Genomic DNA, 26,444 nt, shown 5'->3' on the forward strand with positions numbered 1-26,444 from the left:
TTCCAAAAGGCTATCCGAGGTCTTTATCCTATGCCACGCGCATCGGGGCGCTCTGCCCCTGCCCAGGTTCCCCTTCCGTTGCGGGAGGCCCCTCTGCTGATGCTCATGGATGGCCACGCCCTGGTGCACCGGGCGTGGCACGCCATCCAGAAGCCCCTCACCCTCTCCAGCACGGGGCAGGAGGTGCGGGGGGCCTATGGCTTCGCCTCCACCTTCCTGAAAGCTATCCACGACTTCGCCCCCACCCATTGTGCCATCGCCTTTGACCTGCCTGAGCCCACCTTTCGCCACAACCGCTTCGCCGCCTACAAGGCCCACCGCCCCAAGGCCCCCCCGGAACTGTCCCAACAGTTCCCCCTGGTGCGCCGCATCGTGGAGGCCTTCCGCATCCCAATCTACGAGGCCCCAGGCTACGAAGCCGACGATGTGTTGGCCACCTTGGCGGCCCAGGCCCGCGCCCAGGGGCTGGAGGTGCTCATCCTCACCGGCGACACGGACACCTTGCAACTGGTGGGGCCGGGGGTGCGGGTAGCGCTGCACTATCGCCTGCAGGAGCGCACCCTGTTTGACGAGGGCAAGGTGCGGGAGCGCTACGGGGGACTTTCCCCTGCCCAACTTCCCCACCTCAAGGCCCTCATCGGCGACCCCACCGACAATGTGCCCGGCGTCCCCGGCATCGGGGAGAAGACGGCCACCGCCCTTTTGCTCCAGTTCGGAAGCATCCAGGGGATCTACGAGCACCTAGCGGAGGTGCCCCCCCGCCTGCAGGCGCTCCTGGCGGAGCACCGGGAGCAAGTTGTGCAGGGGCTGGACCTGACCACCCTGCGCGCCGATGTGCCCCTGCGCCTGGACCTGGAGGCGTGCCGCTTCTGGCGCTACGACCGGCGGGAGGTGTTGGAGTGCTTCCGGGAACTAGAGTTTGTGAGCCTGATGCCCCGCGTGCCTCAACCGGCGGAGGCTTCAGCCCCAACGGTGTCTGCCACCACACCCCCGCCCGAGACGGCCCTGGTGGGCGAATATACGGTGGTGAGCACGGCCGAAGCCCTGGACGCCCTGGTGCAGGAGTTGATCCACGCCCCCTCCTTCACCTTCGATGTGGAGACGGACAGCAAAGACCCCATGCGGGCCTCCCTGGTGGGGCTGGCCTTTGCCACGGGGCCGGGGCGCGCTGTCTACCTGCCTCTGGGGCACACCGATGGCCCTAACCTGTCCCCCGACCTGGCCCTCGCCCGCTTACGCCCCCTGCTGGAAGACCCCCAACACCCCAAAATCGCCCACAACGCCAACTTTGACATGACTGCCCTGGCGGCGCACGGAGTATGGGTGAAGGGGGTGGTTTTTGACACCCTCATCGCCGCCCACCTCCTGGGGTATAAGGCTCTGGGGTTGAAAGATTTGTGCATGCAGGTGCTGGGGGCGGAGATGAGGCGCATCACCGCCCTGCTGGGGACAGGCCCCAAGCAGGGGAATATGGCCCAGGTGCCCGTGGCCGAGGCGGGCCCCTATGCCTGCGCTGATGCGGACGCCACCTTTCGCCTTTACCAGGCTCTGGAGCCCCGCCTGCGCCAGGAGGGGTTCGCCCACCTGTTCCACGAGGTGGAGATGCCCCTGGTGCCCGTCCTGGTGCGCATGCAGGTCAACGGCATCGCCCTGGATGTGCCCCTGTTGCGGGAGATGTCCCGCCGCCTGGGGGACGACCTGAAGCACCTGGAGGAGGAGATCTACAGGGTGGTGGGGCACGCCTTCAACATCAACTCCTCCCGCCAACTGGGGCAGGTGCTCTTTGAGGAGTTGCGGGTGGGGCGGGGCAAGCGCACCCCCACGGGGGCCTACTCCACCGAGGCGTCGGTGCTCGAGGGGTTACGGGGTGCTCACCCCGTCATTGACCTGGTGCTGAAGTATCGGGAACTGGCTAAACTGAAGTCCACCTATGTGGATGCTTTGCCCGAGATGGTCAACCCGCGCACGGGGCGTATCCACACCAGTTACAATCAGGCGGGGGTGATTACCGGGCGCATCTCCTCCAGCGAGCCGAACCTGCAGAACATCCCCATCCGCTCCGAAATAGGGCGCCACATTCGGCGGGCGTTCATCCCTGGGGAGCGGGGCTGGAAACTGGTGGGGGCCGACTATTCCCAAATCGAACTGCGCGTCTTGGCCCACCTCTCCCGCGACCCGGCGCTGATGGAGGCGTTTTTCCAGGGGAAAGATATCCACGCCTTCACCGCCTCCCAGGTGTTCGGGGTGCCGATGGAGCAGGTAACGCCCGAGCAGAGGCGGGTGGCCAAGGTGCTGAACTTTGGGGTGATTTACGGCCTTTCGCCCTTTGGAGTGGCCCAGGAGATAAAGTCCACGCCCGAGGAGGGGGCGCGGTTCATCGAGAACTACTTGGGGCGCTATCCCGGCGTACGCCGTTACATTGAAGAGACCCTGGAGAAGGCCCGCCGCCAGGGCTATGTGGAGACCTTGCTGGGGCGGCGACGGGCTATCCCCGAGATCAACTCCCCCAACCGGCAGACGCGGGCCGCTGCCGAACGGGAGGCCATCAATATGCCCGTGCAGGGCACGGCGGCGGAGATCATCAAGGTGGCGATGATTCGCCTGCAGGAGCGGATGGACGCCCTGAAGATGCGGGCGCGGATGCTCCTGCAAGTGCACGACGAACTGGTGTGGGAGGCCCCGCCGGAGGAGATAGAGCCTCTGAAGGGCATCATTCAGGAGATTATGCCTACCGCCCTGCCTTTGGCCGTGCCTTTGGTAGTGTCCATCACGGTGGGGGAGACCTGGGGGGAGTGGGAGTAGGGGAATTGCCTTGACAACACCCGCACCTGTATTATAGGAGAATGATGCATCACTGTAGGGGGAACTGTGCTTACCCAACAGGAATCTCGAGTCCAAGTAAAAGATTACGGCACATTCAAGGACAGTCTCAGAGCACCTGTACACAGATGGTTTCAATACCCTGCTGGGTATTCCTATAAGTTTATTGAAGCGAAAGCGAAAGAATACAGGCTTGCCGCATCGTCATGGGTTTTAGACCCTTTCGTGGGATGCGGCACAACTTGTGTTACCCTCAAGCAGTTGGGCATCAACTCCATAGGTATTGAAGCACACCCCTTTGTGTATTGGGTGGCGAAAACGAAACTTTATTGGGAATTTGATTTATCCAATTTGCATGCTGACATTGAGCGCTTTTGGCGTTCGGTTCTGGAAGGGATAAATCATGGACAAGTCTCATTTGCGGATACCAAATCTCTGCCCCCTTTAGTACATAAATGTTTCTCCCAAGATAACTTGTCTAAATTAGTTTTTTTACGAGACACCATAGAGCGTTTTGCGTCTGATGAGCATACAAAGGATTTATTGCGCCTTGCACTCACTGCAACTCTTCGCTTGGCGTCCCGTGCCGGAGCAGGATGGCCCTATATAGCCCCTTCTCGGTATCACGAGAAACACGAACAGGAAGCCTTTTCTACTTTTTACCGCCTTGTTGGGCAAATGTACCAAGACCTTCTTTATATTACCGCTCGCGCCGTGCCACAGGATACGCAATGCCTTCTTATCCAAGGCGATGCGCGCGACCACCACCCTACCATCCCCCCCTCTTCCATTGACCTGGTCATCACTTCACCACCCTATCTCAACAACTACGACTACGCCGATCGCACACGCCTCGAGATGTATTTCTTCGGATGGGCATCCAGTTGGCGTGACATTACTCAGAATGTCCGCGCGCGCCTAATTACTGCCGCCACAACACAAATCACAGGAAATAACGCAGAGTCAGGTACGAGTGCTACGACCCGATATAAAACACATAGCACCACTGGTCTATGCTGACCTGAATGAACGCGTTCAACAACTGGCCCGTATCCGCGTCACAAAAGGCGGCAAGAAGCGCTACGATCTGATGATCATCGGCTACTTCAATGACATGTTCCTCGTCCTCCGCCGTATATATGATGTCCTGAAGCCTGGACATGACTTCGTTCTCGTATTAGGCGATTCGGCACCCTACGGTGTGCACATCCCTACAGAGATATACCTGGGTGAACTCGCAAAGGGATTGGGCTACTCCTCCTATAAGGTTGAATTGCTGCGCACGCGTGGCGACAAATGGGCCCACAATCCCCAACGCCATAAAGTTCCCCTCAAAGAGTGCGTTTTGACGATAACAAAATAGAGAGTGGGTATGCCTCGGATCGCCGACCCTGCTAGTGCACTAGGGGAAGCCGTAGGGAAACTCATTGAAGAACACCTCAGAGCAACCATCGACGCTCTAGCACGGAAATGGCGCTATCATGCTGCCCCTCAACGACTGCGCAATCGTACGGGGAGCACCCATCAAATTGATATCGTTGTCTGTGATAGATAGAATCGTCCCATTGTCCTTGTAGAACCTAAATATCTACGCTATAAGAAACACAACTGGGATAAGGCCAGTCGACTCGTTGTTGCTCATCTTGCCCTGCGGCGTGCCTTTCCGACCATCCGAAAATCCCTGGCTATTTTGGCAGGTAACTGGAGTGCCCCTTCCAAGGAATTCATCTCCGCTTCTGGTATAGAGGTGCACGAAATTCTGTTTGATCATCTTGTTAGCGTCCTTCGCAAATATGATATTCAGTTCGCCTGGGACGAGAAAAACCGTTCAACCGCTAAAGAATCCTGGCGCACTTACCAAAGGCTACATCCTGCAACGCGCAGGGCTATAGGACGGGCTCTTATTGCCCCTGTTGAACGCGCCGTTGTGCTGTCTGTAGAGCCGGCTCTCCTCGGCCCCACGGCAATTGCCGGGCGCATCGCCGATGTAGAGGTGCTCATTCGCACCAGCCAACAGCAGTTGCTTGTCGGCTCCTTTAGAACAGTTACCGATGCTATCAAATATCTTTTGGATTTCCAGACGGACAAAAAGAGGTTAGAGTTCTGAAGGTAGATATGGTGCACACACTAGGGCGAGCGCAGAAGATAGAACTCTCTAGCGCCCCTCCATTGTTCCTATTAGGTTTTCTTGATCACTATACAATCTAAAGATTTGCGGGGGGGCTTCCTAAAGGCTTGTACGACGCGCACAACCGCCCTATGCGTCTGGCTTGGGAGCACGGCCCTCGCATGAGCGTGGGGGCCAGGTCGATTTTTCGCCTCTACTTCCTCCCTGCTCAGCCTGTAGGGGGCCTACCCCTGGCGCTTGAGGGTGGCCTCCCACTGCTCAAACAGCTCCTGGGCGGTGGCCTCGTCCTCCTTGCTCACCAGGGCGATGAGACGCCGCAGAAGACCCCCGAACTCCTGGGCAGGCACATGCTGCCGAAGGTAGTCCACCGCCTGGTGGGGGTCTATGGTCTGGAACTCGTCAATCCAGAAGTCCTCGGCAAACTCCCGGGACATAGCCCGAATCACCTCGGCCCCCTGGTCGGTGGTGAGCACCTCCTCTCCGTCGGGGCCGAAGCGAATGTGCTCCACCACCTGCAGGACATCCAGGTCGCGGGGGCTGTTGCGCCAGAACACACGCAGTCGCTTCACCGAAATCTCCTTCGCTCTGTCGTGGGATGCACTCCCCTTCATTGTATACTAGGGGCAAGGGTGGCCAGGAGGTGCTCCCATGCTGTTCCTTCGCCCCCGCATCGGACGCATCGCGCTCATCGAAGTGCACGGCACCATTGGTGGCGGGGTGCGTCCCACGCAGCTGGAGCCCCTTCTGGAAGCGGTGCGGCGGGTGCGTTGGATACGCGGGCTGGTGTTGGATATCAACTCGCCCGGTGGCTCAGCGGGGGCATCCGATTACCTCTACCGTCAGGTGAAGGCCATCGCCCAGAACAAGCCGGTGGTGGCCTTCATCCGGGAGGTGGGGGCCTCGGGGGCCTATTACATCGCCTGCGGTGCCCACTACATTGTGGCGTCGCCGGCGGCCGTGGTGGGCTCCATCGGGGTGCTCTCCCTCCATCCCGTGGTGGAGGCCCTGTTGCAGCGCTGGGGGGTCCAGGTGGGCGTCTATAAAGGGGGCCGGCTCAAGGACATGGGCGCACCCTGGCGACCTCCCACCGCCGAGGAGCGGGCCAAACTGCAAAGCCTGGTGGACGACTTCTACAACCTGTTTGTGAGTGTGGTGGCCGAGGGGCGGAAGATGGCCCCGGAGCGGGTGCGGGAGGTGGCCACGGGGGAGACCTTTTTGGCGGCGCGGGGGAAGGAGTTAGGGCTCATTGACGCAGTGGGCGACCAGGAGCAGGCCCTGGAGAAGGCGGCCCAGATGGCGGGGATTCGCCGCAGGGTGATCACGTTGCGCCCCCACAGGCCGTTGCTGGCCCGCCTCCTCCAGCCAGCGGGGGATGCCCTGGTTGAGGGGCTCTGGAGCGCCCTGGAGGCGCGCCTGTGGCAGAGTGCCTTGCCCCAGTTCCGCTGGCCGTGGCAAATATAAAGGGCTTACGCCCCTCTCGGCTGCTCCCCCTAAAACTGGCGCAGGAAGCGCAGGTCGTTAGCGTAGAACAGGCGGATGTCCTCTATCCCCCACTTGAGCATGGCGATGCGCTCGGGCCCCATCCCGAAGGCGAAGCCCGTGTACTTTTGGCTATCGTAGCCCACCATCTCCAGCACACGGGGATGCACCATCCCCGCCCCCATAATCTCGATCCACCCGCTCCCCTTGCAGATGCGGCATCCCCCCCCCTTGCAGGCGAAGCAGTCTATAGCCATATCCACGCCCGGCTCCACGAAGGGGAAGTAGTCGCAGCGGAAACGTATGCGCCGGTCAGGGCCAAAGATGCGTCGGGCGAACTCGTACAGGGTGCCTTTCAGGTCGGCGAAGGTGATCCCCTCGTCCACCGCCAGCCCCTCAATCTGGAAGAAGTGCCACTCGTGGGTGGCGTCGGTGGCCTCGTAGCGGTAGCACTTGCCCGGCACCACCACCCGAATAGGGGGGCGCATGCGCTCCATAATGCGCGCCTGCATGGGGGAGGTGTGGGTGCGCAGGAGCATGGGGCGTTCCCCCGTAGGCGTAACATAGTCCACCCACAGGGTGTTCCACATGTCCCGCGCCGGGTGGTCTTGGGGGATGTTCAACAGCGCAAAGTTGTAGCGGTCCCACTCCACCTCGGGGCCTTCCACCACCTGGAAGCCCATAGCGACGAAGGCCTGGCAAATTTCCTGGACGATGCGGGTGGTGGGGTGCAGCCTGCCCCGCACGACGGGACGCCCCGGCAGAGTGACATCCCAGCCCGCTTGAGCCTTGCGGGCCACCTCTTGGGCCTTCAAGGCCTCCAGGCGTTGGGCGTAGCGCTCTTCCAAAAGGTCTTTGAGGGCGTTGCCCACGCGCCCCACTTCACGGCGCACCTCCAGGGGCAAGGTGGGCAGGGCACGCAGGACCTGGGTGAGTTTCCCGTCCTTGCGTCCCAAGTAGGTGATGCGCCACGCCTCCAGGGCATCCAGGGTGGAGGCTTGTTCTAACGCCTGCAGGGCCTCTTTGTGCAGGGATTGGAGGTGCTCTAGGAGAGTCGGAGTGCTCATCTACCCTCCTACTCCCACGGCCACCCCTTGTCCACCGTTACCCCCGGCACGGGGAAACGCTCCGTCAGGTGGCGCACCTCTTCCCGCACTTGGGATTCCACCCGCGCATCGCCCGGGTGGGCCAGCACCCGCAGAATTAGGGAGGCGATGGCCCGCATCTCCCCTACGCCCATGCCCCGGCTGGTAACAGCGGGGGTACCTATGCGCAGGCCACTGGTGACCCGCGGGGGCTTGGGGTCATAGGGGATGGCGTTGCGGTTGACATAGATGCCCGCCCGTCCCAGGGCCTCCTCCGCTTGCCGCCCCGTCAGACCGATGGGCGTCAGGTCTACGAGGAAGAGGTGGTTGTCTGTTCCGCCCGAGACGATGCGCAGGCCCCCCTGGCGGAGCGCCTCGGCCAGGGCACGGGCGTTTTCCACGATGCGCTGGGCATAGCGGGCGAAGCCTGGGTGCAGCGCCTCCCCAAAGCAGACGGCCTTCGCCGCAATGATGTGCATAAAGGGCCCCCCTTGCGTCTGGGGGAACACAGCGCGGTCCACCGCCTGAGCCAGGTCTGCCGTGGAGAGAATCACGGCGCTGCGGGGCCCCCGCAGGGTCTTGTGGGTGGTGGAGGTTACCACATGAGCGTAGGGGAGGGGCGAGGGATGCACCCCGCCCGCCACCAGGCCCGCAATGTGGGCGATATCGGCCACCAGTTTCGCCCCCACCAGGTCGGCAATGGCGCGGAAGCGGGCAAAGTCAATGGTGCGGGAGTAGGCGGTGTAGCCCGTCACGATGACCTTAGGGCGGTGCTCCTTCGCCAGGCGCTCCACCTCAGCGAAGTCGATGGTCTCCGTCTCCCTGTCCACGCCGTAGGCCACAAACTTGTAGAGTTTGCCCGAGAAGTTGACAGGGCTACCGTGGGACAGGTGGCCGCCCATATCCAAGCGCATGCCCAGAATGGTGTCGCCGGGCTCGCAGAGGGCAGAGTAGGCAGCCATATTGGCCTGGGTGCCCGAGTGGGGTTGGACGTTGGCGTGCTCGGCTCCAAATAGGCGCTTGGCCCGCTCTATGGCCAAGCCCTCCACCTGGTCCACAAACTCACACCCCCCGTAGTAGCGGCGGCCGGGATAGCCTTCAGCATACTTGTTGGTGAGCACCGTGCCCATGGCCTCCAGCACGGCACGGCTCGTGTAGTTCTCCGAGGCGATGAGGACAAGGGAGGTGGTCTGGCGCTCCACTTCGCGGCGGATGGCCTCGGCCACCTCGGGGTCGGCTCGCAGGATGGCGGGTGGTGCAACGGGGGCAACGACCATGGTGCTCCTTTCCTGGGGGATAACACCCCCTCAACGGTTAGGATACCACCTCACCCGACGGCCTCTTTAGCCCGTTGCCAGAGGACCTCCTTCTGCTCCGGAGGGAGAGCGGAGAAGTCCCACCCCTGCGTGCGACAGGTCTCCTCTATAGCCTGCCAGCGGCGACGGAAGCGGGCGTTGGCGGTGCGCAGGGCGCTTTCGGCGTCCACCCCCAGCCAGCGGGCCAGGTTGACAATGGTGAACAGCAGATCACCTACCTCCCGTTCCCGCTCCTGGGGCGTAGAGGCCTTCTGCACCTCGGCCAGTTCCTCGTGCACCTTCTGGAGGAGGCTCTCCAGGGTGGGCCACTCGAACCCCACGCGCGCCACCCGCTGGGAGATGGCCTGGGCCGCCGCCAAAGCCGGGAGGTCTTTGGGGAGGCCGTCCAGGAGAGATGCCTGGGGCTTTTCGGCCTTCTTGATGCGCTCCCACTGCTCCTCTACCTGGCGGGCGGTGTGGGCCTGGGCGTCCCCGAACACATGGGGGTGGCGACGAATCAGTTTGGTGTTCACCTGGCGCAGAACATCCTCCCAGCGGAAGGCCCCCCGTTCCTCCCCCATCTGACAGTGGAAAGCGATGTGAATGAGCAGGTCGCCCAGTTCCTCCACCAGGCGCTTCTCGTCCCCGCTGTCCAGGGCTTCCAGGGATTCGTAGCACTCCTCCAGCAGGGCACGGCGCAGGGATTGAGGGGTCTGCTCCCGGTCCCACGGGCACCCCTCGGGCCCCCGCAGACGAGCCAGGATAGCCCGCAAGGTCTCCAACTTGGTGAGGTCGCCAACACCAGAGGTCATGGCACTCCTTTCACGCCCTATCATAGCCTAAGCGATTGACAGGGCGTGCTACACTAAAGGGGAGATGACCCCTCTGGAGGCTTTGGCCCAGCGCATCCGCGCCTGCCAGGATTGCCCCCTGGCCCGCACCCGCACCCAGGCCGTCCCCGGCGAGGGGCCTGACACCCCCCTGATCATGTGCATCGGGGAGGCGCCAGGCTACCACGAAGACCAGGAGGGCAGGCCCTTCGTGGGGCCAGCGGGGCGATTCCTGGAGGAACTGCTGGCCTCGGTGGGCATCAAACGCAGTGAGGTCTACATCACCAATGTGGTGAAGTGTCGCCCCCCGGACAACCGCGACCCCCTGCCCGGGGAGATCGAGGCCTGTAAAAAGTACCTGGACGAGCAAATTGCCCTCCTGCGCCCCAAGATCATTGTGACCTTGGGACGGTACTCCCTGGCCCGCTTTGCGCCCAAGGAGTCCATCTCCAAAGTGCACGGCAAGCCCCGCAGAATCCCCGAAGGGATCCTGTTCCCTATGTATCACCCGGCGGCCGCCCTGCACTACCAGGGCCTGCGCCCCGTGTTAGAGCAGGACATCCGCCTCCTCCCCGAACTGATTCGGCAAGTGCAGCAGGGGCTGGCTCAGGTGCCCTCGGCCGAGCCTCCCCCTCAGCAACTAAGCCTGTTCTAGGACCGATGACCACCACCCTGCGCGTTATCCCCCTTGGGGGGTTGGGAGAAATCGGGAAGAACATGCTCGCCCTGGAGGTGGGCGAGGACATCGTGGTCATCGACGCAGGGGTGATGTTCCCCGAGGAGGACATGCTGGGGGTGGACCTGGTCATTCCCGACATCTCCTATCTCCTTCAGCGCAAGGAGAAGGTGCGAGGCATTCTAATCACCCACGGCCACGAAGACCACACGGGTGCCCTGCCCTATGTGCTCAACCGCCTCCCGGTGCCCGTCTATGCGGTGGGGCTGGCGCATGGTCTCATCGGCATCAAGCTGAAAGAGCACCACCTGTCCCCAAAGGTCCCCTTGCACAAGGTGGAGCCTCTGCGCCCGGTGCACCTGGGACGCCTGACGGCCGAGTTCTTCCCCGTCTGCCACAGCATCCCCGATGCCATGGGCATCGTGCTGGAGACGCCTTTGGGCTTGGTGTTCCACACCGGCGACTTCAAGATCGACCACACCCCTGTGCACGGTGCCCCCACCGACTTCTCGGTGCTGGCAGGGTATGCGCGCCGGGGCATCTTCCTGATGCTGGCCGATTCCACCTACGCCGAAGTGCCGGGGTATACCCCGTCCGAGCGGGTGCTCACAGAGAACCTGGATCACATCATCGGGGAGGCGCCGGGGCGGGTGATGGTGGCCACCTTCGCCTCCTTGATCTCGCGGGTGCAACAGGTGTTGGACGCGGCGGCCAAACACAAGCGCAAGGTGGCAGTGGTGGGGCGCAGTATGGCCGAAACCGTGCAGTTGGCTTTGAAGATGGGCTATTTGAAGCCCAAGCCCGGGGTCCTCCAGCCCTGGTCCACCATCCGCACCCTGCCCCCGGAACAGGTGGTCATCGTAACCACGGGCACGCAAGGCGAACCGACCTCCGCCCTGGTGCGTATCGCCAACCGCGACCATCGGGAGATTGAGGTGCTCCCCGGCGATACCATTGTGATGTCCGCCTCTCCCATTCCCGGCAACGAGACGGTCATCAGTCGCACCATAGACAACCTGTGTCGGCAGGGGGCGCGGGTGCTCTACCACCGCAACGCCCTGGTGCACGTGCACGGCCACGCCGCCCAAGAGGAGCTGAAACTGATGCTCCGCCTGATGCGCCCCCGCTACTTTGTGCCCGTGCACGGGGAGTATCGCCACCTGGTGGCCCACGCCCAGTTGGCCAAGAGCATGGGCGTTGCACCCGAGAATGTGTTCGTCTTGGAGAATGGGGATGTGCTGGAACTGACTGCCGACGGGGGGCAGAAGGTGGAGCGTATCCCTTGCGGGCATATTTATGTCGACGGCCTGCGCCTGTGGGAGCCGGAGAGCGTGGTGTTACGCGACCGCCATCTGCTCTCTCGGGATGGGGTGGTGGTGGCCGTGCTCACGGTGGACCGCACCACGGGGCGTCTGGTGCGCCCCCCTGACCTCACCTCCTCCGGCTTCGTAGATCCCCAGGAGGCGTCCGTGGTGCTGGGGCGGGCCGCCCAGGCCCTCCAGGAAGCCCTGGATAGCCGACGCGCCATTCCCGCAGAGTGGGGCTATCTTTCCGCCAAAGCCAAGGAAATTCTGGAGGAATTCCTTTATCACGAGACCCGCCGCCGCCCTATGGTGTTGCCCGTTACCATTACGGTATAATGGCGGGGCTCAGACGCCCCCAGTAGAGGGGTTCCCGATGGGCCCCCCTCCGCAACACCCTGTGGCCCTGCGTGGGCCAGGGAGGTAGATGCCATGACCAGCAAGGCCTCGGTGCGTGCGCAACCATCCCCTTCTGCCCGTTCCCACCCCGCCCTCATCAAGGCCGGCCTGTTGGGCTTTTTGTTCCTGACCGGGGCTGGGCTTCTGGCCCTGGTGTGGGAGTATGTAGTGTTTGCTTGGGTGGGGGTAGTCGTGTGGTGGGGAGCCGTCCTGACGGTAGTGGGCCTGCGCCCCCGCTGGCTCCGACGGGTGAACCTTTGGCTGGCGCTTCTCGTTATGGTAATTGCAGGGGCTGGGGCGCTGTCCCTGTATCACCAGGGATGGGGAGGCCACCTGGGCGCATGGGTCGCCGGCGGTTCCCTGTGGACAGGCATCCCCCGCCTGCTGGGAGTACTGGTGGTCGCCACTGCTCTCGCCTTCCCACGCTGGACCTGGCAAGGGGCGCGCTGGGGGTGGCGATGCGCCTGGCGAAGTATGCTCCGGGGGGCACGGGCCTATCGCCGTTGGCCTGTGCACCGGATCCTGTGGCAGGCAAGCCTGGCTTTGGCCCGTCTCCCCTGGCGGAGCTGGAGGCGCTGGGGGCGCAAGGAGCAGGTGCCCTTGTGGGAGGTGGCGTCAAGCATTCCCCCACCCGTGCGGGAGCCACGTCCTAGCCGCTCCCCCGCCCCCACAGAGGAAGCCTCTACGGCGACCCCAGAGGAGGTTGGCCCCGCAGTGCACCGCTCCAGCCACGCCTTGGGAGGCTGGAAACTGCCCCCCCTGAGTGTGCTGGCCCAGCGGGAGGAACACACCGTCTCCGACGAGGAAAATCTAGAGAAAGCCCGTCTTATTGAAGAGACCTTGGCGCAATACAACATTGAGGTAACGGTAGAGGAAATTCGGCCTGGCCCCGTGGTTACCCAGTTCGGGCTGGTGCCGGGGTGGGTGCGCAAGGTGCGGGAGGTGCGGGAACGGGATAAAGACGGTCGCCCCAAACTGGATAAGAACGGCCGCCCCGTCATCACCCAGGTGGAACAGAAGACACGGGTGAAGGTGGATACCATCCTGCAACGGGAGAAGGACTTAGCGATGGCTTTGGCCGCCCCCAGTATCCGCTTTGAGGCCCCCGTGCCGGGGGAATCCTTCATCGGCCTGGAGGTGCCCAACAGCAAACCCTCGGTGGTAACCCTGCGGTCGGTGATGGAGAGCGAAGAGTTCCGCCAGGCCCAGCGCAAGGGGCACCTCCCCATCGCCTTGGGCAAGGGGAGTGGGGGTGAGGTGGTGGTTACCGACCTGACCGATATGCCGCACCTGCTCATCGCCGGGGCCACAGGCAGCGGGAAAAGCGTGTGCATCAACGCCATCCTGTGCTGTCTGCTGATGCAGTTCACCCCCTATGACCTGCGGCTGCTCCTCACCGACCCCAAGCGGGTGGAGCTGACCCCCTACAACGGCATCCCCCACCTGGTGCGCCCCGTGGTGGTAGAGAGCGAGGAGGTGGTGCCCCTGTTGCGCGCCCTCATCCACGAGATGAAGGAGCGCTACAAGCGCCTGGAGACGGCGGGGGTGCGCAATATCCAGGGGTTCAACAGCAAAATCAAGACCCCCCAAGAGAAGATGCCCTACCTGGTGGTGGTCATCGACGAACTGGCCGATTTGATGATGTCGGCCCCGGTGGATGTGGAACAGAGCCTGTGCCGGCTGGCCCAGTTGGGGCGGGCGGTGGGCATCCACCTCATTGTGGCCACCCAGCGCCCCTCGGTGGATGTCATCACCGGCCTTATCAAAGCCAACTTCCCCAGCCGTATCAGTTTCGCCGTCTCCTCCCAGGTGGACTCCCGCACCATCTTGGACGGGGCAGGGGCCGAGAAACTGCTGGGTAAGGGGGATATGCTGTTCCTCCCAGTGCACCTGCCCAAACCCAAGCGCCTGCAAGGGGTCTATGTCTCCGATGATGAGGTTACCCACCTGGTGGAGCATTGGCGCTCCCAGAAGGGTATGCCCGTGCCGCCTCTGGACCTGGTGGTGGCGGAGGAGGATGAGGACGACCTCCTGGAGCGGGCGCGGGCGTTGGCCCAGAAACACGGACGCCTCTCCGTGGCGCTCCTGCAACGCAAACTGGGCATCGGCTATCCCCGCGCGGCCCGCCTCCTGGAACGCTTGCAGGAGGAGGGCACAGCCGAGGCATCCTCTGGCCGCCCCCAGCGCGGGGAAGAGGACGAGGAGGGTCAGTAAAGAATGGTGGGTAACCTTTGGGGATTGGTGTTCCACCGGAAGAAAGGGGAGAAGTGGGCGCCCCTCCGGCATGAGCGGTGTTGGCAATGCACGGCAGACCTTGCAGCCGACGACACCTACCGCCAGTGGCGGGTGTGCGGGGCATGCGGGTGGCACTATGCCCTCACGGCGCGGGAGCGCATCGCCCTGTTGGCCGACCCCAACTCCTTCAAGGAGAAGTATCGGCGGGTGACCTCCCTGGACCCCCTGGCCTTTGAGGGGAAGGTGCCCTATCGCCAGCGCCTGTTCCGGGAGCAGAAGCGCACGGGCCTCGCCGAGGCGGCCGTGGTGGGCAAGTGCACCATCGGAGGCGTCAAGGCAGTGCTCCTGGTGTTGGACTTCTCCTTCCTTGGCGGAGGGATGGGGTGTGTGGTGGGGGAGAAAACGGCCCTGGCCTTTGAATATGCCCGCCGGCGCAAGCGCCCCGTGGTGGCGTGCATCACCAGCGGGGGGGCACGGGTGCAAGAGGGCCCCCTCTCCCTTGCCCAAATGGGCAAGGCGGTGGTGGCTATCAACCGCTTCCGCGCGGCGGGGCTACCCTTCCTCTGCCTGTGCGCCAGCCCCGTCACCGGGCAGGCCTTCGCCAGCATCGTCCCCCTTGCCCACCTGATTCTGGCGGAGCCAGGGGCCATCCTGGGCCTTGCCCCCCGCCAGATTCTCCTGCAGGGCAATGATAAGCGTCAGGTGGAAAGCATCCACTCGGCCGAAGGGCAATGGGCTTTGGGGTATATCGACCACATCGTGGACCGCCGCCAGCAGAGGGAAGCGCTGGGCACCCTTTTGAGCCTGCTGGCAGGAGATGGAGCACGGGAGCCCTTCAAACGCCCCAAAGGGAAAGACCCCGCCCCTGTGGTGCCGTCCGCCTGGGAGGCGGTGCAACAGGCCCGTTCCCCCCAGCGCCCCGGGGCCAGGGCTTATGTGGAGCACCTGTTCACCCCCTTCGTGGAACTGGGGGGCGACCGTCAAGGCTCCAACGCCCCGGACATTCTGTGTGGCATTGGGGGGTTAGAGGGGCGGGGGGTGGTGGTGATAGCCCACCAGCGCACCCTGGCGGGGCCGGCGTCCACCTCCCCCCAGGGCCTGCGCAAGGCCCAGCGCGCCATGCGCTTGGCGGGGGAGGTCGGCCTGCCCCTTATTACCCTCATTGACACCCTGGGCCCTTCCCGCCGCGTGGAGGCGGAGCAGGAAGGCATCGGCTTCGCCCTGGCGGAGACCCTGTCCCTCCTCCTTGCGACGCCGGTGCCCACCGTGGGGGTGGTGATCGGCGAAGGCGGGGCCGAAGCGGCCCTGGCCCTGGGAGCCACCGACCGCCTCCTCATGCAGGCGGGAGCCATCCTGACCCCCGCCTCCCCAGAGGAGACGGCCGGATTAATGTTTCGCGCCCCCGAGCGGGCACCCGAGGCGGCGTCAGCCCTGCACCTGACGGCGCGGGACTGCATGGAGAGCGGACTGGTGGACGCCATCGTCCCCGAGCCGTCGGGGGGTGTCCAGGCCGATTTCCCGGCCGCCGTGCAGATGCTTCGGCGGGCGCTTCTGCGGGCGCTGGCCAGTGTGCCCCGGAACAACCCCAACCGCCTTCTCCAGATGCGCTACCAGCGCTTTCGCCGCCTGGGGGAGTATACCTCCTACTTCCGTGCCGCCCTGGCGCGGGAGATTGCCCTCCTGCGGGAAAGGAAGACTCCCCAAGCATCAGAACCCCCGGGGCCCTCTGCAGAGGGGGCAGATTCTGCCCCAGCGCCCACCCCTCCGCCCCCATCGCCCTCGCACACAGCAAGTCCGCCGCAGCGGTAGGAGGGCCTTGCCCATGGCTCTGTCCCCCATAGGCGTATCGGCGCACCGTGTGGGATATCATGCCCCATGTGAGCACCCTCCTGGAAAGCCTCAACCCCAGCCAGCGGGAAGCGGTCACAACACTGGAAGGCCCCCTCCTTATCGTGGCCGGCCCAGGGTCCGGGAAGACGCGGGTCATTGTGCACCGCATTGCTTACCTGGTGCGGGAGGCGGGGGTCTCCCCCACACGCATCTGCGCCGTTACCTTCACCAACCGTGCGGCGCGGGAGTTGCTGGATCGCCTCCACCGTCTGTTGGGGCCGCGCGCTGAGCACCTCACCTGTGGCACCTTCCATGCCCTGTGCGCTGCCATTCTGCGGCGGGAGGGGAAGGCCATCGGTCTGTCCCCCTCCTTCACCATCTATGACGAAGAGGACCAGCGGGCGGTGCTCAAGCAGGCGGTGGGGGACGCGGGGTTTGACCCCAAGCGCTATAACCTGGGTGCCATCCACCACGCTATCTCCCACGCCAAGGCCCGCCTGCTAGGGCCGGACGGCTACAGTGCCCAGGCCCAGACCTACCTGGAGCAGGTCATCGCCAAGGTCTACCAGCGCTACCAGGCCCTCCTGGCCCAGAGCCAGGCGGTGGACTTTGATGACCTGCTCCTGCTCACCTACCAGCTGTTCCGCGACCACGCCGCGGTGCTGGGCAAATACCAGGAACGCTACCTGCACCTGCTCATTGACGAGTTCCAGGACACCAACCGCGCCCAGTATGCCCTGGCCAAGCAGCTGGCGGGCAAGTGGCGCAACATCTGCGTGGTGGGCGACCCCGACCAGTCCATCTACTCCTGGCGCAACGCCGACATCCGCAACATTCTGGAGTTCCAGAAGGACTTCCCCGATTGCCGTGTGCTGTATTTGGAGGAGAACTACCGCTCCACACCCCCTATCCTCCAGGCGGCAGAGGGCATCATCCGTGCCAACACTCTCCGCATCGCCAAGCGCATGGTGCCCGTGCGCCAGGGGGGAGTGCCCATTGTGGTGCACGAGGCCTTCAATGAGGACGAGGAGGCGGCGTGGGTGGCGGGGGAGATAGAGCGCCTGGTGCAGCAGAAGGTCGCCACCTACCGCCAGTGTGTGGTGCTCTACCGTACCCACGCCCAATCCCGCGCCTTAGAGGAGGCCTTCCTGCGGTATGGTATCCCCTACCGCGTGGTGGGGGCCATCCGCTTCTACCAACGGCGGGAGGTCAAAGACCTGCTGGCCTACCTACGCCTCCTGGTGAACCCCAATGACATCGTCAGTCTCCAGCGGGTCATCAATACACCCCCGCGCGGTATCGGCCCCAAGGCCCACGACGCTCTCCTCCACTACGCCCAGGTTCACGGCAAAGGGGCGGGGGAAGTGCTCCTGGGCCTGGCACAAGGCGAAGGAGACCTCCCCCTGACCGGGCAATCCCTCGCCGCCGTGCAGCGCTTCGCCCATTTGCTGGCGGATCTCTCCGGGCAGGCCCGGACCCTTGACCTCGTGTCCCTGATGGACGCCGTGGTGGAGCGGACAGGGTACAAGGAGTGGCTTTTGTCCCAGGAGGACGGGGAGAAGCGTTGGGAGAACCTGGTGGAACTGCGGGGCCTGGCCAGCGAGTTCAAGGCCCTTTCCCCTCCCCAGGGCCTCATCACCTTCCTGGAACGGGTCTCCCTGGTCTCCGAACAGGACGAGGTGGACACCCAACGGGATGTGGTAACCCTCCTGACCCTGCACCAGGCCAAGGGCTTGGAGTTCCCCGTGGTGTTCCTGGTGGGGTTGGAGGAGGGGCTCTTGCCCCACTACCGCTCCCTGGACTCGCCCGAGGAGATTGAGGAGGAGCGGCGGCTCCTGTATGTGGGGATGACCCGCGCCCAGGACAGGTTGTACCTCTTACGGGCGTTCCGTCGGCACCTGGCGGGGGAGAGCCATCCCACCCTCCCCTCACGCTTCCTGAAGGACTTACCGCCCCAGGTCGTGCAAGGCCCCCCGCGGGTGCGCAAACCCGCAGGGGAGGGGCGCTCCCCCGCCCCCTCGCCTCCCCCCTCTTCGCCTCCACCCTTCAAGGCGGGCGACCGGGTGCGCCACAGCCGCTTCGGGGAGGGCGTCGTCATATCCATTACCCCCGCAGGCAACGAGCACGAGGTTACGGTGGCCTTTACGCACGCAGGGGTAAAGCGTTTGCTGTATCCCATTGCCCCCTTGGAGCCAGTCGTTTAGCCCCTGTGCTATCCTGGCCCTGTGAAAGTGCACCCTTTGCACCCCTGGGATGTTTCCCCTGCCGAGGCCATAGCTGTACAGGAGCGCCTGGCCCGGCACCTGCGCCTGGAGCCTCTGCCTACTCCGCCCCAGACGGTCTGTGGCCTGGACCTGTCGGCCGAGGATGCCGAGGGATGGGCCATAGGGGCGGCGGTGGTGGTGGCCTTCCCCAACCTGGAGGTGGTGGAGGTGCGCACGGCCCGCCGCCAAGTTACCTTCCCCTATATCCCTGGCCTCTTGGCCTTTCGGGAGGTGCCGGTGCTGGTCGCCGCCTTGGAGCGCCTCACCATTACCCCCGACTGCTTCATCGTGGACGGGCAGGGCATCGCCCATCCCCGGCGGTTCGGCATCGCCTGCCACATTGGGCTTCTGGTGGACCGCCCGACTATCGGCTGTGCTAAGAGCCTGTTGCGGGGGACGCACGCCCCCGTGGCTGATAAGGCAGGAGCCTGGGAGCCATTGGTAGACAGAGGGGAGGTCATCGGGGCGGCAGTGCGCACCCGTGCAGGTGGGGCGCCGGTGTATGTCTCCCCGGGGCACCGGATTGACCTAGCGGGGGCTGTGCGGATTGTCGTAGCATGTAGTCGGGGGCATCGCCTGCCCGAGCCGACCCGCCTGGCCCACCTGGCGGCGGGGGGCCGTCTGCCGGAGCGGGCGCCCCACACGCCCTGGCAAGAGCGCTTGCTGTAGCGAGGCCCAAAAGCATGCCCCCTCTCCAGGAGATTCAGGAACGCCTCCAGCAGGCCCAGGAACGCCTGGCCGTCCTGCTGGAGCGCCTTTGACATCCCCCGCAAGCAGAAAGAGCGGGCCGCCCTGGAAGAGCAGAGCACCTCCCCCACTTTCTGGGATGACCCCGTGAGCGCCCAGGCCGTCCTCCAGCGTCTCAACGCCCTGCGGGAGGAGGTGGAAGCCTGGCAGGCTCTCCAGCGCCGCCTCTCGGAAGTGGCCGGTTTGGTGGATTTGGCCCTGCGGGAAGGGGATGAGGGCCTGGCCCCTGACCTGGACAACGAGTTGGCCTCCGTGCAGCGGGACATGGAGGACCTGCTGGTGCGTGCAGCCCTTGCAGGCCCCTATGACCAGCGGGATGCGCTGCTCTCGGTGCACGCAGGGCTGGGGGGCACCGATGCCCACGACTGGGCGGAGATGCTCCTGCGGATGTACGTGCGCTGGGCGGAGCGCAGGGGATTCCGGGTGCGGGTGCTGGACCGCTCCCCCGGTGAGGAGGCAGGCATCAAGAGCGCCACGCTGGAGGTGGGGGGCCCCTACGCCTACGGATGGCTCAAGGGGGAAAAGGGCACCCACCGCCTGGTGCGCATCTCCCCCTTTGATGCCGACCGCGCCCGCCACACCTCCTTCGCCTTGGTGGAGGTGCTGCCCGTCGCCGAGCAGGTGGGGGATGTGGTCATTCACCCCGATGACCTGCGCATAGAGACCTTCCGCGCCTCGGGCCACGGGGGACAGAATGTGCAGAAGGTCGCCTCGGCGGTGCGCATCACCCACCTGCCCACCGGTATCACCGTTACCTGTCAGCAGGAGCGCTCCCAGCACCAGAACCGGGAGATCGCCCTGCGCATCCTGCGGGCGCGCTTGATGGCCCTGCGGGAGCGCCAACGCCAGGAGGAGTTAGCCCGCCTAAAAGGGGAGCACATCCCCGCCGAGTTTGGTGCCCAAATCCGCTCCTATGTGCTTCATCCGTATAAGCTAGTAAAGGATCACCGCACCGGCCACGAAACCCCCGACGCCGAAGGGGTGCTGGACGGAGACCTGGACGCCTTCCTGAAGGCGTATCTGCTCTGGAGCGTGGGCAAGGGCGCCACCCCAGCGGAGCACCGATGAACCATCGTCTGCCCAACGCTAGGGCAGAGCACTCCGTTATAATATCCTAGAAGGGCCTGCAGGCTTGCCCACTTGGGGAGGACACCATGAAGCGGGCTGTGGTGTGGCTCACCGTCGTCAGCGTGCTCCTACTCGCTCTGACCGTGGGGTGCCGTCGGGAGGCGGCCCAACCAACCCCACGGGCACCAACCCCCGCCCCCGCCGCTCCCGGCGTAGCCCCTACCCCTACTCCAACCGTAGCGCCAGGGGCGCCGGCCCCCACCCCCAGGACGGGGGGCGTGTTCCGCCGCCTGTGGGATGACCCCCCCACCCTGGACCCCCACCTGACCACCGATGTTACCTCCGCCTTCGTCATCGTGGAAATTTTCAGCGGGCTGGTCACCCTGGACACCGACCTGCGGGTCATCCCCGACATCGCCGAGCGGTGGGAGATTAGCCCCGACGGGCGCACCTACACCTTCTACCTGCGCCGGGGCGTGAAGTTCCACAACGGGAAAGAGGTTACCGCCGAGGATTTCAAGTATTCCTTTGAGCGCGCCGCCGACCCCAAGACCCAGTCCCCCGTCGCCGAAACCTATTTGGGGGATATCGTGGGCGTCAAAGAGAAACTGGAGGGCAAAGCCACCGAGATCAGCGGGATACGGGTGATTGACCGCTATACCCTGCAAATCACCATTGACGCCCCCAAGGTCTACTTCATCGCCAAACTCACCTACCCCACGGGCTTTGTGGTGGACCGGGAGCAAATTCAGCGCATGGGGCGGCGCTGGACCGACCAGCCCAACGGCACCGGCCCCTTCAAACTGCGGGAGTATCGGGTGGGGGAGCGCATCGTTCTGGAGCGTAACCCCGACTTTTACCGCGGCCCCCCCAAACTGGAGCGGGTGGAACTCATCTTGTCGGGCGGAAGCCCTATGGCCATGTACGAGAACGACGAGATTCACATCACGGGCGTGGGGCTGGCCGACTTAGAGCGGGTGCGGGATCCCCGCAACCCCCTCAGCAAGGAACTGGTGCAAGCCCCCATGTCCTTTGACACCTATTACATCGGCTTCAATGTCACGAAGCCCCCCTTTGACGATGTGAAAGTCCGCCAGGCCCTCAACCACGCCATCAACAAGGAGCTCATCGCTACCCAGGTGCTCTCCAACCTGGTTACCCCTGCCTATGGCATTTTGCCCCCGGGCTTCCCCGGCTACAACCCTGCTATCCAGGACAAGGGCCTGAAGCACAACCCCGAGTTGGCCAAGCGTCTGCTGGCGGAGTCCAAATATGCCGGTCGCCTCCCCCGCATCGTCATGACCGTCCCTGGCACGGGCGGCTCGGCCGGCCTAGACCTGGAAGTGATTATGGACCAGTGGAAGCAGGTTCTGGGGGTAGAGGTGGAGGTGCAACAGGTGGAGTGGGCCACCTTCCTGCAGGAACTGAACCGGGGCACCTTCCAGGCCTTCGCCGGCCTGGGATGGATCGCCGACTACCCCGACCCCCAGAACTTCCTGGATGTGCTTTTCCACAGCAAGAGCCCCCAGAACCACACCTACTACGCCAACCCTGAGGTGGACCGCCTCCTGGAGCAGGCGCGGGTGGAGAAGGACTGGAACACGCGGGTGGAGTTGTACAACAAGGCCGAGGAGATTATCGTGCGGGAGGCGGCGTGGGTGCCCCTGTGGTATAGTGGGGAGCGCTTCGCCCTCATCAAACCCTATGTGAAGGGCTACAAACTCCTGCCCATGATCGTCCCCCGCCTGAAGGATGTGTGGATTGAACGCTAGGCGGGCACTGGTAGGTTCGCCCGCCGGGGGAGAGGGGCGGTGCTGGTCTACATCGTCCGGCGCTTGTTGTGGCTGCCGGTGCTCCTGGCGTCGGTAACCTTCGTAACCTTCGTGCTCGGGCGCTACGGCCCCGGCGACCCCGTGCAGGTGCGCCTAGGCACCAAGTATACCCCCGAGGCGGCTGCCCGCTTGCGTCGGGAGATGGGGTTGGACCGCCCCCTCCTAGTGCAATACCTGGACTACATCCGCAAGGCGGTGCGCGGCGACCTGGGCGAGAGTTACACCTATCCGGGACGGAGTGTTTCCTCCCTCATTGGCAAGCGCATCTGGGTGTCAGCCCAGTTGGGGTGCGCCGCCCTTCTCATCGGGATTATCCTGGGCATCCCCTTAGGGCTGCTGGCCGCCTATCGGCAGGGCACCTGGCTGGACACGGCCCTGGTCAGCGGAGCCTTGTTTTTCTACTCCATGCCCGTGTTCATCACCGCACCTTTCCTGATTTTGGTATTTGCGGTGCGGTTGGACCTGCTCCCCACTTCGGGGTGGCAGGGGTTTTTCAGCCCCCACATCGTCATGCCCGCTCTAGTCATGGGCTTGCCGGGCGTTGCGGGCATCGGTCGCCTGACCCGCGCCTCGGCGTTGGAGGTGTTGGGGCAGGACTTCGTGCGCACCGCCCGCGCCAAGGGCCTGCCCGAGACGCTCGTGCAAACCCGGCATGTTTTGCGCAACGCCCTTATCCCCGTCGTCACCGTTTTAGGGTTCTCCCTGGCAGGGTTGGTGGAGGGAGCCTTCATCACCGAAACCATTTTCGGCATTCCCGGGATTGGTCGTCTGGCGGTGGAGTCCATCTTCCGGCGGGATTACCCCATCATCACCGCCCTGGTGATGATCTTTGCGGTCTCCTTTGTGCTGGCCAACCTGCTGGTGGACATCCTGTACGCTGTCCTAGACCCCCGCATCCGCTATAGGTAGAACGGCATGGCACAAGCGCACGCGGTGGCGGTGCCTACAGGGCGGAGCGAGAGCCTGTGGCTCCGCTCCATGCGCCGCCTGCTGAGGAAGCCCAAGGCCGTGTTCGCCCTGGTGGTCATCGCCATTCTCTATGGCAGTGGCCTTTTTGCCCACTGGGTTGCCCCCTACGGCTACAACCAGCAAGACCTCACGGCAGTGCGTCAGCCCCCCAGCGCCCGCCACTGGCTGGGCACCGACGGCGTGGGGCGGGATATCCTCTCCCGCATCATCTATGCCCTGCGCACCAACCTTATCATCACAGCGGCAGCGGTGCTCACGGGGAGCATGCTGTTGGGCATTACTTTGGGCCTGCTGTCGGGCTACCTGGGGGGGAAGGTGGACTCGGTGATCATGCGCATTGGGGAGTTATTCACTGCTTTCCCCGGCATTTTGCTGGTCATTCTGCTGGCGGCCACTTTGAAGCCTCGGGTGCTGGAGATGGTGCGGGACTTCGAGGATGCCACGGGGATACGAGGCTTGGTGCGCTGGGGCATCGTGGACTACTTTGTGGTGTTTGGGGCGCTGGCGGCCTTCTCGTGGATCGGTATGGCCCGTCTGGTGCGGGGGCAGGTGCTGTACTTGAAGGAGCAGGCGTTTGTGGAGTCAGCCCGGGCTGCGGGGGCGTCCCTGTGGCGCATCCTGCTGGTGCACATTCTGCCCAACGCCTTGCCCCCCGTGATTGTGTCCATCTCCATGGGACTGGGAGCCATTGCGGGGGCGGAGGTGGTCCTCAGCTGGTTGGGCATCGGTATTCAACCGCCCGTGCCCAGCCTGGGGAACATGATCTGGGAGGGGCAGAGCATCTCGGTGCTTCAGCGGTGGCCCCATATGCTCTTACCCCCTGTCATTACCGTCGCACTCCTCATTTTCGCCTGGAACCTCCTGGGGGATGCCCTGAATGATGTGCTCAACCCCAAGGCCCGCTAGCCGGCCGGGGATGAGGCCCATCAGAGCACGGAAGGTATCCCCGCACCCTGCGCCCATGGCAGAAACCTCCCCTCCCCAGCTGGGGGCACTGCAATTCCCCCCGTGCACCTTTTGCCCCGGAGCTGCATTGACCCCCCAAAGGGGGGGTGATACAGTAACGGAAGGGAGGGCAAGAGAACGCCAGGGAGGTGCCCCATGCCCATCTTCGTGATGCTCAGCACCCTGACGGACGAAGGGGCCAAGACCATCAAGACCAACCCCACCCGCATCAAGGAGGTCAACGCCGAGCTGGAGCGCTCCTTTGGGGTGAAAGTGTTGGCCCAGTATGCCGTTCTGGGCCCCTACGACTTTGTCAACATCGTGGAGGCCCCGGACAACGCCACCGTGGCGCGGGCCTCGGCGGAACTGGCCTCTCGGGGCAGTGTGAAGATTCAGACCCTCGCCGCCATCCCCATAGACGAGTTCATCGCCCGTCTGCGCAAATAAAGGGAAGTGGCGCCGCTAGGGGCGCTACCGCCGACGGCGGAGCCACCCCCATGCGCTCAAGACCACCACTCCTCCCACCACCAGGAGGCCGTCGCCTGCGGCGGTGCGGCCGGGGGCGCATCCTCCGGTTCGGGTGGGGGGGCGAGGTGTAGGCGTCGGGGCGGGGGCGACGGTTTCCGGGGTGGGCGTGGGCACGACAGCGGGCGGGGTGGGCACCCCGAAGGGGATAATGGTGGGGAGGGGAATGGGCGTGGGCAAGGGGGCCTCGTCCGCAAGGGGCGCACGCAGAGGGGCACCGATAGTGCGCCGCCAGGCGTTCTCCACCTCCAGCAGGCTGGTGCCGTAGACCTGCTGGAAGGCGTCCCGGAAGCGGATGTTCTGGTCCAATAGGCGGAGCAGTTGGCGTAAGCGCTCCTCCCCATACTGCTCCAGGATAAACTTCACCATCGCCTTGCCCTGCCCATAGACCAGGATGACATCGTCGGGGCGGCCGGGCATGCTCTCCACATCGGTGATGGGGAGCAGGGTGCCCCGCCGGAGGGCCTGGAACAGGGCCTGGTCGTATTCCGTAGTGGGGGCTAGGTTACCCATTTCGGCAATGCCCTCGTTGAACCACACGGGGATGGGCAGACGGCGGTTGGCCAACGCAGCGTCCAGCAGGAAGTGCATGGCCTCGTGGGAGGCGATGCCCCGCACGGCTGGCCCCGACGCCAGCATGACGATGACCCCCTGGTCGGCGAAGGTGGTGCCCTCAGTGACCAGCTGAGTGCGCACCGTGCGACTGGTGGGGGGCAAGGCGGGAAGCATGTCCCGATAGGTGGTGTAGACCACCACCGTTACCGGGTTGAAGGTCTCCACCCCGAGCACCGGCCCCCACTTTTGGAAAGTCTCCTCCACCGCCTGGGCGATGGTCTGGGCACGGGTGCGAATGGGGGCATAGAAGTAGACGGTAACTTGACCCTGCTGCAGGCTTTCCCAGGTGGTCCAGCGGGGATCCAACAGCACAAAGGTGTCGGGGGCTGTCTCGCGGCGATTGCCCGCCTGGTCCTCCACCTCCCACAGGTATTCAATGCGCGCCCCTGGGGGAATGTAGCGGGCGGCGGTGTCGGTGCGGATGAAAACTTCGGTGGCGATGCGGGGGGCAGGGGTGATGTCCACAGGTTGGAAGCGCCGGCTCCGTTCATTGCCCACGCGGAAGCGCAACACGAGGCGGGTGATGGGGGCATCGCTCTGGGCCTCCACTCGGAACAGGATGCCCTCGGGGAACCTGCTCTCCACCCCTTTGGGGGTGATCTCGGGACCCGCCCCATGCGCCACCCACGGCCACATAGCACCCACCACGGCCACCACCAAAGCCCCAGCAAGCATGCGCCACATGGTTTATCCCCCTTTGCGCTCCTGCTCCTGAAGGGCTTTCAGACGCCCCACAAGGTCAAACCGCCCCACCACGGTGAGGAGTTTCTCCACGAACATCTCCGGCGATACCGCACCCGTCACTTCGGCGAAGCCGTCGATAATGGTCTTGGGCACCGCCCGCACCTGGTAGGTCTGAGCCAGGTGGGGGAACTCCTCCGCCTCCACCACATCGGCGCGGATGCGGGCGTTTTCCATTGCCACGGCGTGGGCCAACCTGGCCACCTGGGGACAGTGGGGTCAGGTGGGGGTGACGAAGACCTGCAGGTGCACCTCCTTGTCTATCTGGCGCACCACCTCCCGCAGGGCGGGACGCAGGGACGATACTCCCCGAGAGAGGGCGAGGATGTCCTCTATCAGGGTGGTGAACTCGTACCCCGTAGGGAGACCGTAGAACTTGATGTTGTCGTAGGGTTGGTCGTCGGCGCTGAAGGTGAAGCACGGGATACGGTCCACCCTGCGACGGCGGGCCTCCTCGGCCTGAACGTAGAAGTCCACCACCTCCAGGCGCAGTTTGGGCGAAAGGGAGACCACCTCCTCCAAGACCTGTTGCACCTGGGGGCAGGTGGGGCATTCCCGCCCCGGCACCAGAAGCAGACCCGCGCTCCGCGAGGTAAACAGGGTGATGGTGATGTCCTTGAGCAGGCTACGGCTGAAGCGCTCCTGCAACAGGGCCTGGTC

22 protein-coding genes are annotated in these 26,444 nt (G+C 64.3%); 15 read left to right on the plus strand and 7 right to left on the minus strand.

The window, feature by feature from the left end:
• Positions 1-30 precede the first annotated feature (30 nt).
• The 3 genes from polA (at position 31) to NZ951_02765 (ending at position 4,927) form a co-directional block, all read left to right on the plus strand.
• Complete coding sequence (gene polA, locus NZ951_02755; GenBank protein ID MCS7206839.1) at positions 31-2,802, plus strand: DNA polymerase I; 2,772 nt, start codon at positions 31-33, stop codon at positions 2,800-2,802.
• Between the two features lie 66 nt (positions 2,803-2,868).
• Positions 2,869-3,840, plus strand: coding sequence for a site-specific DNA-methyltransferase (locus tag NZ951_02760; GenBank protein ID MCS7206840.1), 972 nt, complete (start codon positions 2,869-2,871; stop codon positions 3,838-3,840).
• Positions 3,841-4,747: 907 nt separating this feature from the next.
• Positions 4,748-4,927, plus strand: coding sequence for a hypothetical protein (locus NZ951_02765; protein MCS7206841.1), 180 nt, complete (start codon positions 4,748-4,750; stop codon positions 4,925-4,927).
• Between the two features lie 245 nt (positions 4,928-5,172).
• Here the strand turns inward: NZ951_02765 and NZ951_02770 are convergent, their stop codons facing one another.
• Positions 5,173-5,517, minus strand: coding sequence for a hypothetical protein (locus NZ951_02770; protein MCS7206842.1), 345 nt, complete (start codon positions 5,515-5,517; stop codon positions 5,173-5,175).
• Between the two features lie 79 nt (positions 5,518-5,596).
• On the opposite strand from NZ951_02770, the gene sppA reads away from it, so the two are divergent.
• Positions 5,597-6,409, plus strand: a complete 813-nt coding sequence (sppA, locus tag NZ951_02775) for a signal peptide peptidase SppA (GenBank protein MCS7206843.1) — start codon at positions 5,597-5,599, stop codon at positions 6,407-6,409.
• 29 nt (positions 6,410-6,438) lie between these two features.
• Here the strand turns inward: sppA and pheS are convergent, their stop codons facing one another.
• Genes pheS through mazG form a run of 3 tightly spaced genes read right to left on the minus strand, consistent with a single transcriptional unit; the run spans position 6,439 to position 9,619 of the window.
• Positions 6,439-7,494: a phenylalanine--tRNA ligase subunit alpha gene (gene pheS, locus NZ951_02780; GenBank protein MCS7206844.1), complete on the minus strand. Its 1,056-nt coding sequence runs from the start codon at positions 7,492-7,494 to the stop codon at positions 6,439-6,441.
• Between the two features lie 8 nt (positions 7,495-7,502).
• Complete coding sequence (locus NZ951_02785) at positions 7,503-8,789, minus strand: serine hydroxymethyltransferase (protein MCS7206845.1); 1,287 nt, start codon at positions 8,787-8,789, stop codon at positions 7,503-7,505.
• Between the two features lie 50 nt (positions 8,790-8,839).
• Positions 8,840-9,619, minus strand: coding sequence for a nucleoside triphosphate pyrophosphohydrolase (mazG, locus tag NZ951_02790; GenBank protein MCS7206846.1), 780 nt, complete (start codon positions 9,617-9,619; stop codon positions 8,840-8,842).
• Positions 9,620-9,683: 64 nt separating this feature from the next.
• Here mazG and NZ951_02795 point away from each other — a divergent pair, with 64 nt between their 5' ends.
• The 11 genes from NZ951_02795 (at position 9,684) to NZ951_02845 (ending at position 24,350) form a co-directional block, all read left to right on the plus strand.
• Entirely contained in the window at positions 9,684-10,292 is a 609-nt protein-coding gene (locus NZ951_02795) for a uracil-DNA glycosylase (protein MCS7206847.1), read from the plus strand.
• A gap of 5 nt (positions 10,293-10,297) precedes the next feature.
• Positions 10,298-11,953, plus strand: a complete 1,656-nt coding sequence (locus tag NZ951_02800) for a ribonuclease J (GenBank protein ID MCS7206848.1) — start codon at positions 10,298-10,300, stop codon at positions 11,951-11,953.
• A 93-nt stretch (positions 11,954-12,046) separates the two neighbouring features.
• Positions 12,047-14,227 (plus strand): DNA translocase FtsK, encoded by a 2,181-nt coding sequence (locus NZ951_02805; GenBank protein ID MCS7206849.1) that lies wholly within the window; start codon positions 12,047-12,049, stop codon positions 14,225-14,227.
• Positions 14,228-14,230: 3 nt separating this feature from the next.
• Complete coding sequence (locus tag NZ951_02810) at positions 14,231-16,057, plus strand: acetyl-CoA carboxylase carboxyltransferase subunit alpha/beta (GenBank protein MCS7206850.1); 1,827 nt, start codon at positions 14,231-14,233, stop codon at positions 16,055-16,057.
• Between the two features lie 59 nt (positions 16,058-16,116).
• A complete protein-coding gene (locus NZ951_02815; protein ID MCS7206851.1) occupies positions 16,117-18,282 on the plus strand; it encodes a UvrD-helicase domain-containing protein in 2,166 nt (721 codons plus the stop codon).
• A gap of 21 nt (positions 18,283-18,303) precedes the next feature.
• Positions 18,304-19,011 (plus strand): deoxyribonuclease V, encoded by a 708-nt coding sequence (gene nfi / locus NZ951_02820; protein ID MCS7206852.1) that lies wholly within the window; start codon positions 18,304-18,306, stop codon positions 19,009-19,011.
• A 14-nt stretch (positions 19,012-19,025) separates the two neighbouring features.
• Positions 19,026-20,157 (plus strand): peptide chain release factor 2 gene (gene prfB / locus NZ951_02825; GenBank protein ID MCS7206853.1). Its coding sequence is split into 2 segments (ribosomal slippage): positions 19,026-19,100 and positions 19,102-20,157, totalling 1,131 coding nucleotides; the frame shifts between segments, so codons are not numbered across the junction.
• An 86-nt stretch (positions 20,158-20,243) separates the two neighbouring features.
• The gene (locus tag NZ951_02830) at positions 20,244-21,929 is read left to right on the plus strand and encodes a peptide ABC transporter substrate-binding protein (GenBank protein MCS7206854.1); all 1,686 of its coding nucleotides are present in this window, start codon (positions 20,244-20,246) and stop codon (positions 21,927-21,929) included.
• A gap of 39 nt (positions 21,930-21,968) precedes the next feature.
• Positions 21,969-22,898 (plus strand): ABC transporter permease, encoded by a 930-nt coding sequence (locus tag NZ951_02835; protein ID MCS7206855.1) that lies wholly within the window; start codon positions 21,969-21,971, stop codon positions 22,896-22,898.
• Positions 22,899-22,904: 6 nt separating this feature from the next.
• On the plus strand, positions 22,905-23,864 hold the full coding sequence (locus NZ951_02840) for an ABC transporter permease (protein MCS7206856.1): 960 nt from the start codon (positions 22,905-22,907) through the stop codon (positions 23,862-23,864).
• 195 nt (positions 23,865-24,059) lie between these two features.
• A complete protein-coding gene (locus tag NZ951_02845) occupies positions 24,060-24,350 on the plus strand; it encodes a GYD domain-containing protein (protein MCS7206857.1) in 291 nt (96 codons plus the stop codon).
• Between the two features lie 24 nt (positions 24,351-24,374).
• Here the strand turns inward: NZ951_02845 and NZ951_02850 are convergent, their stop codons facing one another.
• The 3 genes from NZ951_02850 to NZ951_02860 all read right to left on the minus strand — a co-directional run.
• On the minus strand, positions 24,375-25,727 hold the full coding sequence (locus tag NZ951_02850) for a peptidase MA family metallohydrolase (GenBank protein MCS7206858.1): 1,353 nt from the start codon (positions 25,725-25,727) through the stop codon (positions 24,375-24,377).
• Between the two features lie 3 nt (positions 25,728-25,730).
• Positions 25,731-25,979 carry a thioredoxin family protein gene (locus tag NZ951_02855; GenBank protein MCS7206859.1) on the minus strand — a complete coding sequence of 83 codons (249 nt, stop codon included), beginning with the start codon at positions 25,977-25,979 and terminating at the stop codon, positions 25,731-25,733.
• A 24-nt stretch (positions 25,980-26,003) separates the two neighbouring features.
• A partial coding sequence (locus tag NZ951_02860; protein ID MCS7206860.1) for a glutaredoxin occupies positions 26,004-26,444 on the minus strand: 441 nt, incomplete at its 5' end.

Source organism: Dehalococcoidia bacterium (assembly GCA_025060295.1).
Taxonomy (GTDB): Bacteria; Chloroflexota; Dehalococcoidia; order Lucifugimonadales; family HRBIN23; genus HRBIN23.

Bases quoted from the DNA above. Each gene is read 5' to 3' on its own strand.
- polA (MCS7206839.1), top strand. From the start codon at position 31: ATGCCACGCGCATCGGGGCGCTCTGCCCCTGCCCAGGTTCCCCTTCCG.
- sppA (MCS7206843.1), top strand. From the start codon at position 5,597: ATGCTGTTCCTTCGCCCCCGCATCGGACGCATCGCGCTCATCGAAGTG.
- pheS (MCS7206844.1), bottom strand. From the start codon at position 7,494: ATGAGCACTCCGACTCTCCTAGAGCACCTCCAATCCCTGCACAAAGAG.
- NZ951_02785 (MCS7206845.1), bottom strand. From the start codon at position 8,789: ATGGTCGTTGCCCCCGTTGCACCACCCGCCATCCTGCGAGCCGACCCC.
- mazG (MCS7206846.1), bottom strand. From the start codon at position 9,619: ATGACCTCTGGTGTTGGCGACCTCACCAAGTTGGAGACCTTGCGGGCT.
- NZ951_02795 (MCS7206847.1), top strand. From the start codon at position 9,684: ATGACCCCTCTGGAGGCTTTGGCCCAGCGCATCCGCGCCTGCCAGGAT.
- NZ951_02800 (MCS7206848.1), top strand. From the start codon at position 10,298: ATGACCACCACCCTGCGCGTTATCCCCCTTGGGGGGTTGGGAGAAATC.
- NZ951_02805 (MCS7206849.1), top strand. From the start codon at position 12,047: ATGACCAGCAAGGCCTCGGTGCGTGCGCAACCATCCCCTTCTGCCCGT.
- NZ951_02810 (MCS7206850.1), top strand. From the start codon at position 14,231: ATGGTGGGTAACCTTTGGGGATTGGTGTTCCACCGGAAGAAAGGGGAG.
- NZ951_02815 (MCS7206851.1), top strand. From the start codon at position 16,117: ATGCCCCATGTGAGCACCCTCCTGGAAAGCCTCAACCCCAGCCAGCGG.
- NZ951_02830 (MCS7206854.1), top strand. From the start codon at position 20,244: ATGAAGCGGGCTGTGGTGTGGCTCACCGTCGTCAGCGTGCTCCTACTC.
- NZ951_02840 (MCS7206856.1), top strand. From the start codon at position 22,905: ATGGCACAAGCGCACGCGGTGGCGGTGCCTACAGGGCGGAGCGAGAGC.
- NZ951_02845 (MCS7206857.1), top strand. From the start codon at position 24,060: ATGCCCATCTTCGTGATGCTCAGCACCCTGACGGACGAAGGGGCCAAG.
- NZ951_02850 (MCS7206858.1), bottom strand. From the start codon at position 25,727: ATGTGGCGCATGCTTGCTGGGGCTTTGGTGGTGGCCGTGGTGGGTGCT.